The following is a 13667-nucleotide window of genomic DNA, read 5'->3' as shown; positions in this document are numbered from 1 at the left end:
AGATAAAAGCCGATTTAGCGAATAGGAGTATTGGGGTGTCGAGTACCGATGATGATGAGCTGGTTGCCGTAAAGGACTGGTGGCAGCGTAACGGCAAGCCTCTGGTGACCGGCGGCCTGCTGGCGGTGATCGTGGTGTTGGGCTGGCAAGGCTGGCAGCGCTATCAGAACAACCAGGCCCAAGGTGCTTCGGCGCTGTATCAGCAATTGCTGGAAACCGCACTGACGCCAAGCGGCCAGGCTGACGCAGGCCGTGTAGCCGAGATCGCCGGCAAGCTGAAAAGCGATTTCGGCGGCACCGCGTATGCGCAGTACGGCAGCCTGTTCGTGGCCAAAGTGGCTGTGGACACCGGCAAGCTGGATGACGCTGCGAACGAGCTCAAATCCGTGACCGACAAGCCGGCCAACGCGACCCTGGGTGAAATCGCCCGTCAGCGTCTGGCTCGTGTGCTCGCTGCACAGAACAAGGCCGAAGACGCGCTGAAGCTGCTCGACGGTCAGGCCGACACGTCGTTCGCGGCCAGCCGAGAAGAGCTGCGCGGTGACCTGCTGGTTCAGCTGGGTCGTACCGATGATGCCTACGCTGCATACAAGAAGGCCAAGGCGGCGCTTTCCGAAGAAGCGGCTGTTGGCGGTCTGCAAATGAAGCTCGACGATCTGGCGAAAGGGGATGCGTGACGTGATTCGTTGGAAACATGCAGCATTGCTGGCTCTGGCCATTCTGGCCGCGGGTTGCAGCAGCAACAGCAAAAAAGAGCTGCCTCCGGCAGAGCTCGTCGACTTCAAACAGGAAGTGACCCTGCAGAAGTTGTGGAGCCGGTCCGTCGGTGACGGTCAGGGCGACATCTACAACATGCTGGTTCCGGCCATCGACGGCGAGAACATCTACGCTGCCGATGCGAACGGTCTGGTCATGGCGATCAATCGCAGCAACGGCGACGTCGTCTGGAAAAAAGAGCTTGAGCAACCAGTTTCCGGCGCCGTCGGCGTAGGTTTCGGTCTGGTCATGCTCGGCACGTTGCGCGGCGAAGTCATCGTCCTCGATGAGGCCACCGGCGAGCAGAAGTGGAAAGCCAAGGCGACCAGCGAAGTGCTGTCCGCTCCGGCCACCAACGGCAGTGTCGTGGTTGCCCAGACTCAGGATGACCGGGTTATCGGTTATGACGCCATCACTGGCGATCAGCGCTGGATCTACGAAAGCAGCCCGGCTGTTCTGACGCTGCGTGGCACCGGTGCGCCGATCGCGACCTCGTCGCTGGCCATCGCAGGCTTGTCCACCGGCAAGGTTGTGGCGCTGGACATCAACAACGGCGTCCCGGCCTGGGAGCAGCGCGTTGCCGTTCCGACAGGTCGTTCCGAGCTGGATCGGGTGGTCGACATCGACGGCGGCTTGCTGCTTTCAGGCAACACGCTGTACGTCGCAACCTATCAGGGTCGTGTAGCCGGTCTGGAACTGCAGAGCGGCCGCGTGCTGTGGCAGCGTGATGCCTCGAGCTATTCGGGTGTGGCGCAAGGCTTCGGCAGCGTCTACGTCTCGCTGGCCAACGGCACCGTGGAAGGCATCGATGAGCGCTCTTCCACCGGTCTGTGGAGCAACGACTCGCTGGCCCGTCGCCAACTCGGCGCGCCGGAAGTGTTCTCCAGCTACGTCGCGGTCGGCGACATGGAAGGCTATCTGCACCTGCTGAGTCAGGTCGACGGCCATTTCGTCGCCCGTGAAAAGATTGACAGCGATGGCTTGCGTGCACGCCCGCTGGTCTCCGGCAGCACCATTTACGTCTTTGGCAACAGCGGCAAGCTGGAAGCCCTGACGATCAAGTAATGGCTGCCTATGCTTGAGGAGGTCGTTTTTCGGCTTCCCCAGGCGGCCCCGGTTTGATGGGGCCTGCGACGCTTCGGTGTCGCTCCGAACTCCGGCCGCTGCCTTGCAGCGGCTTTTGTATTTTCTGAAATAACGAAGTGGAGAGCCGCATGGTTCCCGTAATCGCCCTGGTGGGTCGACCGAACGTCGGCAAGTCCACCTTGTTCAACCGCCTGACCAGGACTCGCGACGCCATCGTCGGCGACTTGTCCGGTCTGACCCGTGATCGCCAATACGGTGAGGCCAAGTGGCAAGGGCGCTCCTACATCCTGATCGACACCGGCGGTATCTCCGGTGATGAACACGGCATGGACGAAAAGATGGCCGAGCAGTCGCTGCTGGCCATCGAAGAGGCCGATGTCGTTTTGTTCCTCGTTGACGCCAAAGCAGGATTTACTGCCGCCGACCAGATGATTGGCGAGCACCTGCGCAAGCGCAACAAGACCTCTTACGTCGTTGCCAACAAGGTCGACAACATCGACCCTGACATGGCCCGCGCGGAGTTTGCACCGCTGGGTATGGGTGACGCGATTCCGGTTGCCGGCGCTCACGGTCGCGGCATCACGCAGATGCTCGAAATCGCCCTTCGCGATTTCCCGAAAGACGCTGACGAAGTCGAAGAAGGCGAAGAAGAGGAAGTCGTCGCTGAGGGTCAGGAAGCCAAGCGCATTCCCGGCCCGAGCGAGAAGGATGGCATCAAGATCGCCATCATCGGTCGTCCGAACGTCGGCAAATCGACGCTGGTCAATCGCATGCTCGGTGAAGACCGCGTTATCGTCTACGACGAGCCCGGCACCACCCGCGACAGCATCTACATCCCGTTCGAACGCAACGAGGAAAAGTACACGCTGATCGACACCGCCGGTGTGCGCAAGCGCGGCAAGATCCACGAAGAAGTCGAAAAGTTCTCCGTGGTCAAAACCCTGCAGGCGATCAAAGACGCCAACGTGGTGATCTTCGTGATGGACGCCCGCGAAGGCGTTGTCGACCACGACCTCAACCTGCTGGGCTTTGCCCTTGAATCCGGTCGGGCCTTGGTCATCGCACTGAACAAGTGGGATGGAATGGTGCCGAGCGAGCGCGACTACGTGAAGGTCGAGCTGGAGCGTCGGTTGTTCTTCGTCGACTTCGCCGACATCCACTTCATCTCGGCGCTGCATGGCACGGGCGTGGGTAACCTGTATCAGTCGGTGCAGAACTCGTTCAAATCCGCTGTGACCCGTTGGCCAACCAGTCGCCTGACCCAGATTCTGGAAGACGCGGTCAGCGAGCACGCACCGCCGATGGTCGGCAGCCGCCGCATCAAGCTGCGTTATGCCCACTTGGGTGGCGCGAACCCGCCGTTGATCGTGATCCACGGTAACCAGGTCGAAAAAGTGCCGAAGTCGTACGTCCGGTACCTTGAGAACACCTATCGCCGTGTGCTCAAGCTGGTCGGTACGCCTATCCGCATCGAGTTCAAGGGCGGCGAGAACCCGTACGAAGGCAACAAGAACACGCTGACCGACCGCCAGGTCAACAAGAAGCGTCGGATGATGTCGCACCACAAGAAAGCCGACAAGAAGCGCCGCGACAAGCGCTGATCGTGTAACGGTCTTTCTCGGAAAAGGCGCCAGCGGCGCCTTTTTTTGTGCGCGACATCTGGGCTATCCTGCGAGTCCCCGAGCCCTTCAGGTGTCGGGAGTGGAGCAGGAAAACCCCCATGATCACCAGCAAACTGCCGAACGTTGGCACCACCATTTTTACTGTGATGTCTCAGCTTGCCGCCGAAACCGGGGCGATCAATCTGTCTCAGGGTTTTCCCGATTTCGATGGGCCTGACGCACTGCGTGAAGCCCTCTGCCGCCGCGTCATGGACGGCAACAACCAATACGCGCCAATGGCCGGCCTGCCTGCGTTGCGCGAGCAAGTCGCGGCCAAGATCGCTCGCTGCTACGGCCGTCAGGTCGGCATCGACAGCGAAATCACCATCACCCCCGGCGCCACCCACGCCATCTTCTGCGCGATCCAGACCATTGTGAGCGCTGGCGATGAAGTGATCGTCTTCGACCCGTGCTACGACAGCTATGCGCCGTCGGTGGAACTGGCCGGCGGGCGCACCGTGCATGTGCAGCTCAAAGACGGCGATTTCGCCATCGACTGGGAAAAGCTCGGCGCAGCGTTGAGCCCTCGCACCCGGATGATCGTCATCAACACGCCGCACAACCCCAGCGGTGCGCTCATCACCCGCGACGAACTGGATCGCCTGGCGGCACTGATCCGTGACCGGGACATTTACGTGCTCAGCGACGAGGTCTATGAACACCTGGTGTTCGACGGCCTGCAACACGCCAGCGTGCTGGCCCATGACGAACTCTATCAGCGCGCGTTTGTGGTCAGTTCGTTCGGCAAGACCTACCACGTCACCGGCTGGAAAACCGGCTACCTCGTTGCGCCGCCTGCACTGACCGCCGAAGCACGGAAGATCCATCAGTTCGTCGCATTCTGTGGCGTCACGCCGTTGCAATGGGCGTTGGCCGATTTCATGGCGGCGCATCCCGAGCACGTCGACGAACTGCCGGCGTTCTATCAGGCCAAACGCGACTATTTCTGCGATCGCCTGGAAGCCTCGCGTTTCACCTTCACGCGCGCCAGCGGCACGTACTTTCAGCTCGTTGATTATTCGCAGATCCGTCCGGACCTCAACGATGTGGACATGTCGCTGTGGATGACACGCGAGCACGGCGTGGCAAGCATCCCCATTTCGGTTTTCTATCAGAATCCGCCCGAAGGCCAGCGCCTGATCCGGCTGTGCTTTCCCAAGCGCGAGGAGACGCTGCGTCTGGCAGCGGAAAAACTATGCGCGATCTGACCACGCTGCCCAACTTGAATATCGCGCTGGTTCAGACCACGCTGGTCTGGCACGACGCCCCGGCGAACCATGCGCATTTTGAAGAACTGCTGGCCCAGGCCAGGGGCGCAGATCTGGTGATCCTGCCGGAGATGTTCACCACCGGGTTTTCCATGGAATCCGAGACGCTGGCCGAGCCCGAAGACGGCCCGACCGCTCAGTGGATACTGGCCCAGGCCAGGCAACTGAATGCGGTGGTGACCGGCAGCGTGATCATTCGCGCCGCGGACGGCAGCCATCGCAACCGCCTGCTGTGGGCGCGGCCGGACGGCGAGCTGCTGCATTACGACAAGCGCCATCTGTTCAGAATGGCCGGCGAGCACGAGCACTACAGCCCGGGCGAGCGTCAGGTGCAGTTCGAACTCAACGGCTGGCGAATTCGTCCGCTGATCTGCTACGACCTGCGTTTTCCGGTGTGGAGCCGTGATGCGCACAACACCGATCTGTTGCTCTATACCGCCAACTGGCCGGGCGCGCGACGTCTGCATTGGAACCGTCTGCTGCCGGCGCGTGCGATCGAGAACTTGTGTTACGTCGCTGCGGTGAATCGCGTGGGAATCGATGGCAAGGGCTTTGCCTACACCGGCGACAGTCAGGTGCTGGATTTCCAGGGCGAGAGCCTGCTCAACATCGGCGAGGCGGATGGCGTGTTCCAGGTCAGCCTGTCAGCGCAGAGTCTGGCGGCGTACCGCGAGAAATTCCCGGCCTGTCTCGACGCTGATACATTCGAGATACAGTAACGTCATAGAGTTAACGGACGGGTGGTCGATAGCGGTTGTACCCAGACAGGAGATCGGTATGACCACCATCAGCACATCCTCATTGAGTTCGTATTCCACCAGTTTCACCGTTGCGGTCAAAAAAGACCCCACAACAACGGCGGCTGACAGCGACACCTCCACCACCACAGATGCCACGTCGGCGTCTGCATCGACCACAGCCACAGCGGCAGGTGGCGCTGGCGGTGCTGGCGGTGCGGGTGGGGCGTCTGATTCTTCCAGCACCAGCGAGCAGGCCATCGCGAAGCTGGAAGAGCAGATCAAGGAAACCCAGAAGCGCTTGCAGGAACAGCAACAGCAACTCGCTGCCGCCCAGGCCAGCTCTGGCACCGACGAGGAGAAGTCGGCGCGGGTGATGGCCATTCAGGGACAGATCTCGTCGACGACCGCCAGCCTGTCGACGGAACAGGCGGCACTCTTGCAACTGCAGAAGTCCGGCAGCATTAACACCACCGCCTGATTCACTGATTCAGAGACAAAACCGCTCCATGACCTCGGTCGTGGGGCGTTTTTGCGTCTGCAATAAATTGGACTTCAGATGTTTGTACGCTGGCCGATACAAAGTGCACCTCATAAGGAGTTCATCATGACCACCATCAACACCAGTTCGTTGGGTGCTTACTCCAGCGTGTTCACGGCCGCCGTCAAAACCGACGACTCCACCAAGAGCGACGCCAAGACCGCCAGCGTCGAGCTGCGTGGCAATGTGTACGGCGACTCCAAGGCGGCAGGCGCCAGTGAGTCAGCCGAAGCGCCGAGCATGAAGGAGGAGATGATCAAACAGTTGCAGGAGCAGATTGAGCAAACCCAGAAAATGCTCCAGCAGCAGCAAGCTCAGTTAGCCGCTGTCCAGGCCAGCAAGACGCCCGATGAGTTGAAGGCCACGCAGGTCATGGCGATTCAGCAGCAGATTTCCGGGACCATGGCTCAGTTGGGCGCACTGCAGGCGTCCCTGTTGAACTTGATGAAAGTCAAAGTCGACACCACGGCCTGATTATCCAGCGCTCAAACAAAAGGCCCTGAAGTTTGCACTTCAGGGCCTTTTTTATCGGGCGCAGCTTTCTATCCCGAAGCGTTAAGCCGCTTTCGTCGCATCAGCCTGGAGCAGGCCACGATTGAGGGCGCTGAACAGTGCCTTGAAGCTGGCCGTGGTGATGTTCTCATCGATGCCGACGCCGTGTACCGCGCGATCGCCATCCACACGCAGCTCGATGTAGGCAGCGGCTTTGGCCGTGGTGCCCGCGCCGATGGCGTGTTCGTTGTAGTCCATGATCTCGGCCGACACCGGGAGGCCGGCCACCAACGCTTCCAGTGCGCCGTTGCCGGTGCCTTTCCAGCGCAGATTGCTCTCGCTGTCGCCCATGCCGGTCACGACTACTTCAACAGCGCTGTTGCCGTTCTCTTCCTGCAAGCGATGGCTGACCAGTGCATACGGCTTGTTGGCCTGCAGGTATTCACGCTTGAACAGCGAGTAGATCTGCTGCGCGGTCATCTCCAGGCCAAGACGATCGGTCTCGCCCTGAACCACCTGGCTGAACTCGATCTGCATGCGACGCGGCAGGGAGATGCCATATTCCTGTTCCAGCAGGTAAGTAATCCCGCCTTTGCCGGACTGGCTGTTGACGCGGATGACCGCCTCATAGCTGCGGCCGATGTCGGCTGGATCGATTGGCAGGTACGGCACTTCCCACAGCGTGCCTTCCTTCTGCTGAGTGAAGCCCTTGCGGATCGCGTCCTGGTGAGAGCCGGAAAACGCAGTGTGTACCAGGTCGCCGACGTACGGGTGACGCGGGTGCACCGGAATCTGGTTGCACTCCTCGACCACCTTGCGCACACCGTCGATGTCGGAGAAGTCCAGTTGCGGATTCAGGCCCTGGGTATACATGTTCAGCGCGACGGTCACGAGGTCGACGTTGCCGGTGCGCTCGCCGTTGCCGAACAGGCAGCCTTCAACCCGATCCGCGCCCGCCATCAGGCCCAGTTCGGTCGCCGCGACGCCGGTGCCACGGTCGTTGTGGGTGTGCAGGCTGATGATCACGCTGTCACGACGGGAAATGTTGCGGCAGAACCATTCGATCTGGTCGGCGTAAATGTTCGGGGTGGCGACTTCGACGGTGGCTGGCAGATTGAGGATCACCTTGTTCTGCGGCGTCGCGTTCCACACTTCGATGACGGCGTCGCAGACTTCCTTGGCGAACTCCAGCTCGGTGGCGCTGAACGTCTCAGGCGAGTACTCGAACTGCCACTGGGTTTCTGGCTGCAGGGCGGCGTATTTGACGAACAGCTGAGCAGCATTCACGGCGATGGCTTTCACGCCCGCTTTGTCCTGGTTGAAGACGATGCGGCGGAAGGACGGGCAGGTGGCGTTGTAAAGATGGACGATGGCTTTTTTCGCACCGCGCAGGGACTCAAACGTCCGCGCGATCAGGTCTTCGCGGGCCTGAGTCAGCACCTGAATCGTGGTGTCGTCCGGGATATGGCCGTCTTCGATCAGCGTGCGCACGAAGTCGAAATCGGTTTGCGACGCGGAAGGGAAGGAGGCTTCGATTTCCTTCACGCCGACTTGAACGAGGGTCTTCCAGAAACGCAGCTTTTTGACCGCATCCATGGGCTCGATCAGCGACTGGTTACCGTCACGCAAGTCGGAACTGCACCAGATCGGCGCCGCAGTGATGGTCTTGGAAGGCCAGGTGCGGTCAGGCAGGTCGATGACAGGAAAGGCGCGGTACTTGGTCGAGGGATCTTTGAGCATGGTCATGTGAATAATCCTTGTTGTACTCAGGGCCGAAAGAAGGCGGCCAGCCGGTTGATGCGAGAGTAGCACTGCGGGTGAGCGTCGAGGCACCGCGTTCAGCTTTGCAGTCGTGCACTGACGAGGCAGAGGCAGCGATGTTGACGCATCAGAATGAGGGTGTGAGAGGTTTTCATGTCGCCAAACGTAACCAATGGGGTGAAAGCTGGCAAGCGGTTGCGGAAAATTGATGAATAATCTCGCGTAACTGCATTAGCCGGGTTTTAATCGCGATTTTCTCCAGTTTGTCGCTGGTCCGTTGCTCATGCCGTTGACTCCACGCAACGCGTAGCTCCCAATTGCACTCCCACACTCGATCACCACAACAACCCGTGTAGAGGGCCATCCCATGAAAGAAGCAGACTGGAAAATTCTCAGCCGACTAAGACCTCTAGCCGTGGAGCGCCTTTACGAGCGTATCTGGCAGGACATTCTGAAAAAAACAGCGCTAACGGACAAAGATGCTCGAGACCGCGTCCAAGGTGTCAGGGATGTGGCTAACAAGGGCGATAAACTTGTGGCCAAAGTGTTCGATTCCACCAACTTTTCAAGAAGTAATTTCAGTTTTCACCTCTATGCGCTGGTCGCGGAGGATCTGATTACTGATGAGGAGCTGCGGCAGTTCAGCGATGAAGTCCAGGATCGGCTAAAACTGTGGCGCGAGGGGTGAAGCAGAGCTGACTTCATCCCTGTTCGCATGCGGTTCGGTTTGCGTACCTGATGGCACGCCGCTAAGAGTCCCGTCAAAAGGTGTTACGGCTGAAACGCATTGATGAAAATCGCCGGATCTACCCGCGCGTCATTCAGGCTGACGTTCCAGTGCATGTGCGGCCCCGTTGCGCGACCGGTCGAACCCACGCGCCCGACCACACCACCGCGCGGCACAGCATCGCCGACCTTCACGTCGATCTTCGACATATGGCAGAACATGCTGATGAAGCCCTGCCCGTGATCGACGAACACCGTGTTGCCGTTGAAGAAATAGTTGCCGATCAGAATCACCTTGCCCGCAGCCGGGGACTTGATAGGCGTACCGGCCGGAACCGCGAAATCCAGTCCGGCGTGAGGATTCCGCTCCTCACCGTTGAAGAAGCGTCGCACGCCGAACTTGCTGGAGAGCGGCCCGTCCACCGGCTTGTCCAGCAACAGGTTGCTCGGCGTCACGGGACTGAACGTACGGTAAGCGCGAACCTGCACCTCGAGTTCCTGCTCGATGCGCTTGAGGTCGTCCGGGTTCGGATTGACCTGACGCTGATTCTTCAGGGTGATGCGCTGCTCCGGGTACTTCTTGTTGCCCACCACGAAAGGCAGGTTGCGGCCGCCGCTGCTGACCTGCTGCGCAGTGCCTGGCTTGACGCTCAGCGGAATGCCGACGATGGCCAGCCAGCGCGCGTCCTGATCCTTGACCACCAGCACGGGTTTGCCCTGCCACGTGGCTTTGGGCGCTTGTGCTGCAGGGCCGAGATCGACCACCGCTACGCCGCCCGGTACGGGCTTGTTGAGCAGGCGGGAAATGTAGCTGTCAGCGTAGGCGGGCAGGGCGGCACACATGACCAATGCAGCAGTTGCCAACGAACGGGTTAGAAAAGAACGCATTGATCAATCCAGAAGTGAAAGGGTGACAGGCGTCAGATGGTTGTCTTCGACGCGCACTTGCAGCTCGCCGTCCGCCAGCTTTGCCGTCAGGCGCTGACCCTGATGTGTTTGCTCGGCAGCGCGAACGGCCCTGCCGCGTTCATCCAGCAAAATACTGTAACCACGGCCAAGGGTCGCCAGCGGGCTAACCACATTGAGCGTCTGCACCTGACTTTGCAGCTGCAAGCGACGGCTCTTGAGGTTCTCCTTGATCGCACGGGGCAGCCGCTCGGCCAATACCGCCAGGCGCTGCCGCAGAAACATCAGCGTGCGTCCCGGATGTTGCGCGGCCAGGCGACTTTCCAGATGGCTCATGCGCACCTGGCGCTTGTGCATCTGCTGCTCGAAGGCCCGGCGCATGCGCATGTCCAGATCGTCGAGGCGCTGGGCGCGCTGGCGTAACCGTTCACCGGGGTGACGCAAGCGGCGGGAAATCCCGTCCAGACGCAATTGCTCGCGCATCAACCGGTCCTGCATGCGGCTGATCAGTCGGCGCTCCAGGCTGTCGACCCGACGGTGCAGATCGCTTGAATCCGGCGCCAGCAGTTCAGCGGCGGCGGAGGGCGTCGGCGCGCGCACGTCGGCGACGAAGTCACTGATCGACACATCCGTCTCATGCCCGACTGCGCTGACGATCGGCGTCACGCACGCATCAATGGCGCGGGCAACGGCTTCTTCGTTGAAGCACCACAGGTCCTCCAGCGAGCCGCCGCCCCGGGCGAGGATCAACGCATCAAAGCCGCGGCCGTCGGCGAGCTTCAACGCGCGCACGATCTGGCCAATGGCTTCGCGGCCCTGCACGGCGGTTGGGATCAGGGTGAGTTCAACCTGGGGCGCGCGACGGCGAAACACGCTGATGATGTCGCGAATCACCGCACCGGTCGGGGAACTGATGATGCCGATGCGCTTAGGGTGCAGCGGCAGGGCGACCTTGCGCTCGGCGCTGAACATGCCTTCGGCGCTGAGCTTTTCCTTCAACGCATCGAAGGCCAGACGCAGCGCGCCATCGCCAGCAGGCTCGACGGTGTCGAGAATCAGCTGATAGTCGCCGCGACCTTCAAACAGCGAGACCTTGCCGCGTACCTTGACCGCCAGGCCGTCCTTCAACGCCTGACGTACCCGCGCTGCGTTGCTGCGAAACAACGCGCAACGCACCTGGGCGCCGGAGTCCTTCAGCGTGAAGTAAACGTGCCCTGAGGCGGGACGCGAGAGGTTGGAAATCTCGCCCTCGACCCAGATGCTGGAAAACACATCCTCCAGCAGCACGCGTGCGCGGCCGTTGAGCTGGCTGACAGTGAGGACGTCCCGGTCAAGGCCGAGTCTTGCGAAGGGGTCTTTGATCATGGCGGCATCATAAAGGCATTGGGGCACGGGTCACCACATCAGATCGCTGACGGCCGGCGCATCGACGGCCATACTTGACGTCACCGACAGCGCGATTAAGCTGCCGCCCCCCGATTACTCGTCAGACAGGCCCTTCATGGACACCCAAAGCATCATCGTCCCGCAAATCTCCAGCTTCCCTGCGCACGAAGCGAAGGCGCGGGCGATCCTGCGCTGGCTGGTGAAGCTGAACGTCGTCGAAGAATCACTGACCACCTGCGGCCGCAGCTTCAATCGCATGGCTTACGCGATTGCGCCCGGCGCGCGACGCTTCGTTGAAAACCCTGACGCCTTGCCGTTCGGTCTGCCGGTCAACGGTCTGGAAATCGTCCTCAAGCGCTGCATCTATACGCCGCAGCAGGGCTTCAAGGAGGAGGCCGGTTGCCCTGGATGCCGGCGCGAGATCGGCGAAGCCCTGTTCGACAGCCTGGAAGACTGGATGCCGGGCCACACCGACAACTTCATGTGCCCCGAATGCCGCCATGAAGATGACATAAACGGATTCCTGTTTCTGGAGCCGTGCGGGTTCTCGAATCTGGGATTCATATTTAATAACTGGCTGGACGCCGGCTTTAAAAGCAGCTTTATCGAGGCGTTTGCCGAGCGCATGGACCGTCCGGTGTCCCATGTCAGAGTCAGGATGTAGATCTTCGCCGCCGTGATTGGGCGCATTAATCCGGTTCATTAGTAAATAGCCTGATCTTTACATTGAGATACTGCAGGTGTCTGGGTACAATGGCGCGCTTCCATTTTCCCGCTCGGGAGCCCAGCGATGCTGCGTATCAGCCAAGAAGCCCTTACATTCGACGACATTCTCCTTGTGCCCGGTTATTCCGAGGTGCTTCCCAACGAAGTCAGTCTGAAAACACGATTGACCCGTGGCATCGAACTCAACATCCCCCTCGTTTCCGCCGCTATGGACACCGTCACTGAAGCCCGTCTGGCAATCGCCATGGCTCAGGAAGGCGGCATCGGCATCATCCACAAGAACATGACCGTCGAGCAGCAAGCTGCCGAAGTGCGCAAGGTCAAGAAGTTCGAAGCGGGTGTGGTCAAGGATCCGATCACCATCGAGGCTGACGCCACCGTTCGCGACCTGTTCGAACTGACCCGTCAACACAACATCTCCGGTGTTCCGGTCCTGCATGACGGCGAGCTCGTCGGCATCGTTACTTCCCGCGACGTCCGCTTTGAAACCCGCCTCGATATCCCTGTCCGCGAAGTGATGACGCCGAAAGAGCGTCTGGTCACCGTCCGTGAAGGCGCCGACAAGTACGAAGTGCGCGATCTGCTGCACAAGCACCGCCTGGAAAAAGTCCTGATCGTCGACGACAAGTTCGCGCTCAAGGGCATGATGACCGTCAAGGACATCGAGAAATCCAAAGCCTGGCCTCTGGCGAGCAAGGACGACCAGGGTCGTCTGCGTGTCGGCGCTGCAGTCGGTACCGGTAAAGACACCGGCGAACGCGTCAGCGCACTGGTTGCTGCGGGCGTGGACGTCATCGTTGTCGACACTGCACACGGCCACTCCAAAGGCGTGATCGACCGCGTCCGCTGGGTCAAACAGAATTTCCCCGACGTGCAGGTCATCGGCGGCAACATCGCCACCGGCGCCGCTGCACGGGCACTGGTCGAAGCCGGCGCTGACGGCGTCAAGGTCGGCATCGGTCCTGGCTCCATCTGCACCACCCGTATCGTCGCTGGCGTGGGCGTCCCGCAGATCAGCGCCATTGCCAACGTGGCCTCGGCACTGGAAGGCACAGACGTTCCCCTGATCGCCGACGGCGGCATCCGTTTCTCGGGTGACCTGTCCAAGGCCATCGTTGCCGGTGCGTACTGCGTGATGATGGGTTCGATGTTTGCCGGTACCGAAGAAGCACCGGGCGAGATCGAGCTGTTCCAGGGCCGCTCGTACAAGGCGTATCGCGGCATGGGTTCGCTGGGCGCAATGTCCCAGGCCCAGGGCTCGTCGGACCGCTACTTCCAGGACTCGTCCGACGGCGCGGAAAAACTCGTACCGGAAGGTATCGAAGGCCGCGTTGCGTACAAGGGTTCGCTGACTGCCATCGTTCACCAGTTGATGGGCGGCCTGCGCTCGTCGATGGGTTACACCGGCAGCGCTGACATCCACGAAATGCGCACCAAGCCTGAATTTGTGCGCATCACCGGTGCCGGCATGGCCGAATCTCACGTTCACGACGTGCAGATCACCAAGGAAGCGCCGAACTACCGCGTAGGTTGATCGGAACGCGCCTAATGACTCAGGCGCGCTTCACGAATTGTTTACCGGGGCTGTTCATGACAGCCCCGTCTTGTTTCTGATTTTCGA

General features: G+C 60.6%; 13 protein-coding genes. 10 read left to right on the top strand and 3 right to left on the bottom strand.

The features are described from left to right. Positions 1–35: 35 nt before the first annotated feature. The 7 genes from IFT47_RS04225 (at position 36) to IFT47_RS04195 (ending at position 6523) form a co-directional block, all read left to right on the top strand. A complete protein-coding gene (locus IFT47_RS04225; RefSeq protein ID WP_192170744.1) occupies positions 36–677 on the top strand; it encodes a tetratricopeptide repeat protein in 642 nt (213 codons plus the stop codon). Further along, positions 670–1821, top strand: a complete 1152-nt coding sequence (gene bamB / locus IFT47_RS04220) for an outer membrane protein assembly factor BamB (RefSeq protein ID WP_065990004.1) — start codon at positions 670–672, stop codon at positions 1819–1821. The genes IFT47_RS04225 and bamB overlap by 8 nt, the downstream gene beginning before the upstream one ends. A 149-nt stretch (positions 1822–1970) precedes the next feature. Continuing rightward, entirely contained in the window at positions 1971–3443 is a 1473-nt protein-coding gene (gene der, locus IFT47_RS04215; protein WP_065990003.1) for a ribosome biogenesis GTPase Der, read from the top strand. A 119-nt stretch (positions 3444–3562) separates the two neighbouring features. Further along, positions 3563–4711, top strand: coding sequence for a pyridoxal phosphate-dependent aminotransferase (locus IFT47_RS04210; protein ID WP_192170745.1), 1149 nt, complete (start codon positions 3563–3565; stop codon positions 4709–4711). Next, the gene (locus IFT47_RS04205) at positions 4699–5490 is read left to right on the top strand and encodes an amidohydrolase (RefSeq protein ID WP_192170746.1); all 792 of its coding nucleotides are present in this window, start codon (positions 4699–4701) and stop codon (positions 5488–5490) included. The genes IFT47_RS04210 and IFT47_RS04205 overlap by 13 nt, the downstream gene beginning before the upstream one ends. 58 nt (positions 5491–5548) lie before the next feature. Next, positions 5549–5989, top strand: coding sequence for a hypothetical protein (locus IFT47_RS04200; protein ID WP_192170747.1), 441 nt, complete (start codon positions 5549–5551; stop codon positions 5987–5989). A gap of 126 nt (positions 5990–6115) precedes the next feature. Next, complete coding sequence (locus IFT47_RS04195; RefSeq protein WP_192170748.1) at positions 6116–6523, top strand: hypothetical protein; 408 nt, start codon at positions 6116–6118, stop codon at positions 6521–6523. An 81-nt stretch (positions 6524–6604) separates the two neighbouring features. Here the strand turns inward: IFT47_RS04195 and leuA are convergent, their stop codons facing one another. Beyond that, on the bottom strand, positions 6605–8287 hold the full coding sequence (leuA, locus tag IFT47_RS04190) for a 2-isopropylmalate synthase (protein ID WP_192170749.1): 1683 nt from the start codon (positions 8285–8287) through the stop codon (positions 6605–6607). A gap of 382 nt (positions 8288–8669) precedes the next feature. Here leuA and IFT47_RS04185 point away from each other — a divergent pair, with 382 nt between their 5' ends. Then, positions 8670–8990, top strand: a complete 321-nt coding sequence (locus tag IFT47_RS04185) for a peptide ABC transporter substrate-binding protein (RefSeq protein WP_192170750.1) — start codon at positions 8670–8672, stop codon at positions 8988–8990. 83 nt (positions 8991–9073) lie between these two features. Here the strand turns inward: IFT47_RS04185 and IFT47_RS04180 are convergent, their stop codons facing one another. Next, a complete protein-coding gene (locus IFT47_RS04180) occupies positions 9074–9871 on the bottom strand; it encodes a peptidoglycan DD-metalloendopeptidase family protein (protein WP_244655834.1) in 798 nt (265 codons plus the stop codon). Between the two features lie 48 nt (positions 9872–9919). Continuing rightward, positions 9920–11299, bottom strand: coding sequence for an exodeoxyribonuclease VII large subunit (gene xseA / locus IFT47_RS04175; protein ID WP_172610852.1), 1380 nt, complete (start codon positions 11297–11299; stop codon positions 9920–9922). A gap of 136 nt (positions 11300–11435) precedes the next feature. On the opposite strand from xseA, the gene IFT47_RS04170 reads away from it, so the two are divergent. Then, positions 11436–11984 (top strand): sugar ABC transporter ATPase, encoded by a 549-nt coding sequence (locus IFT47_RS04170; RefSeq protein ID WP_192170752.1) that lies wholly within the window; start codon positions 11436–11438, stop codon positions 11982–11984. A 126-nt stretch (positions 11985–12110) separates the two neighbouring features. Next, complete coding sequence (gene guaB / locus IFT47_RS04165; protein WP_172610855.1) at positions 12111–13580, top strand: IMP dehydrogenase; 1470 nt, start codon at positions 12111–12113, stop codon at positions 13578–13580. Positions 13581–13667: the final 87 nt, after the last annotated feature.

Source organism: Pseudomonas sp. CFBP 13711, assembly GCF_014842265.1.
Classification (GTDB): Bacteria; Pseudomonadota; Gammaproteobacteria; order Pseudomonadales; family Pseudomonadaceae; genus Aquipseudomonas.
This window is presented reverse-complemented; position numbering and strand designations above follow the sequence as displayed.

Coding starts and splice junctions, on each gene's coding strand:
- bamB (WP_065990004.1), top strand. CDS start 670: ATGCGTGACGTGATTCGTTGGAAACATGCAGCATTGCTGGCTCTGGCC.
- der (WP_065990003.1), top strand. CDS start 1,971: ATGGTTCCCGTAATCGCCCTGGTGGGTCGACCGAACGTCGGCAAGTCC.
- IFT47_RS04210 (WP_192170745.1), top strand. CDS start 3,563: ATGATCACCAGCAAACTGCCGAACGTTGGCACCACCATTTTTACTGTG.
- IFT47_RS04205 (WP_192170746.1), top strand. CDS start 4,699: ATGCGCGATCTGACCACGCTGCCCAACTTGAATATCGCGCTGGTTCAG.
- IFT47_RS04200 (WP_192170747.1), top strand. CDS start 5,549: ATGACCACCATCAGCACATCCTCATTGAGTTCGTATTCCACCAGTTTC.
- IFT47_RS04195 (WP_192170748.1), top strand. CDS start 6,116: ATGACCACCATCAACACCAGTTCGTTGGGTGCTTACTCCAGCGTGTTC.
- leuA (WP_192170749.1), bottom strand. CDS start 8,287: ATGACCATGCTCAAAGATCCCTCGACCAAGTACCGCGCCTTTCCTGTC.
- IFT47_RS04185 (WP_192170750.1), top strand. CDS start 8,670: ATGAAAGAAGCAGACTGGAAAATTCTCAGCCGACTAAGACCTCTAGCC.
- IFT47_RS04180 (WP_244655834.1), bottom strand. CDS start 9,871: ATGTGTGCCGCCCTGCCCGCCTACGCTGACAGCTACATTTCCCGCCTG.
- xseA (WP_172610852.1), bottom strand. CDS start 11,299: ATGATCAAAGACCCCTTCGCAAGACTCGGCCTTGACCGGGACGTCCTC.
- IFT47_RS04170 (WP_192170752.1), top strand. CDS start 11,436: ATGGACACCCAAAGCATCATCGTCCCGCAAATCTCCAGCTTCCCTGCG.
- guaB (WP_172610855.1), top strand. CDS start 12,111: ATGCTGCGTATCAGCCAAGAAGCCCTTACATTCGACGACATTCTCCTT.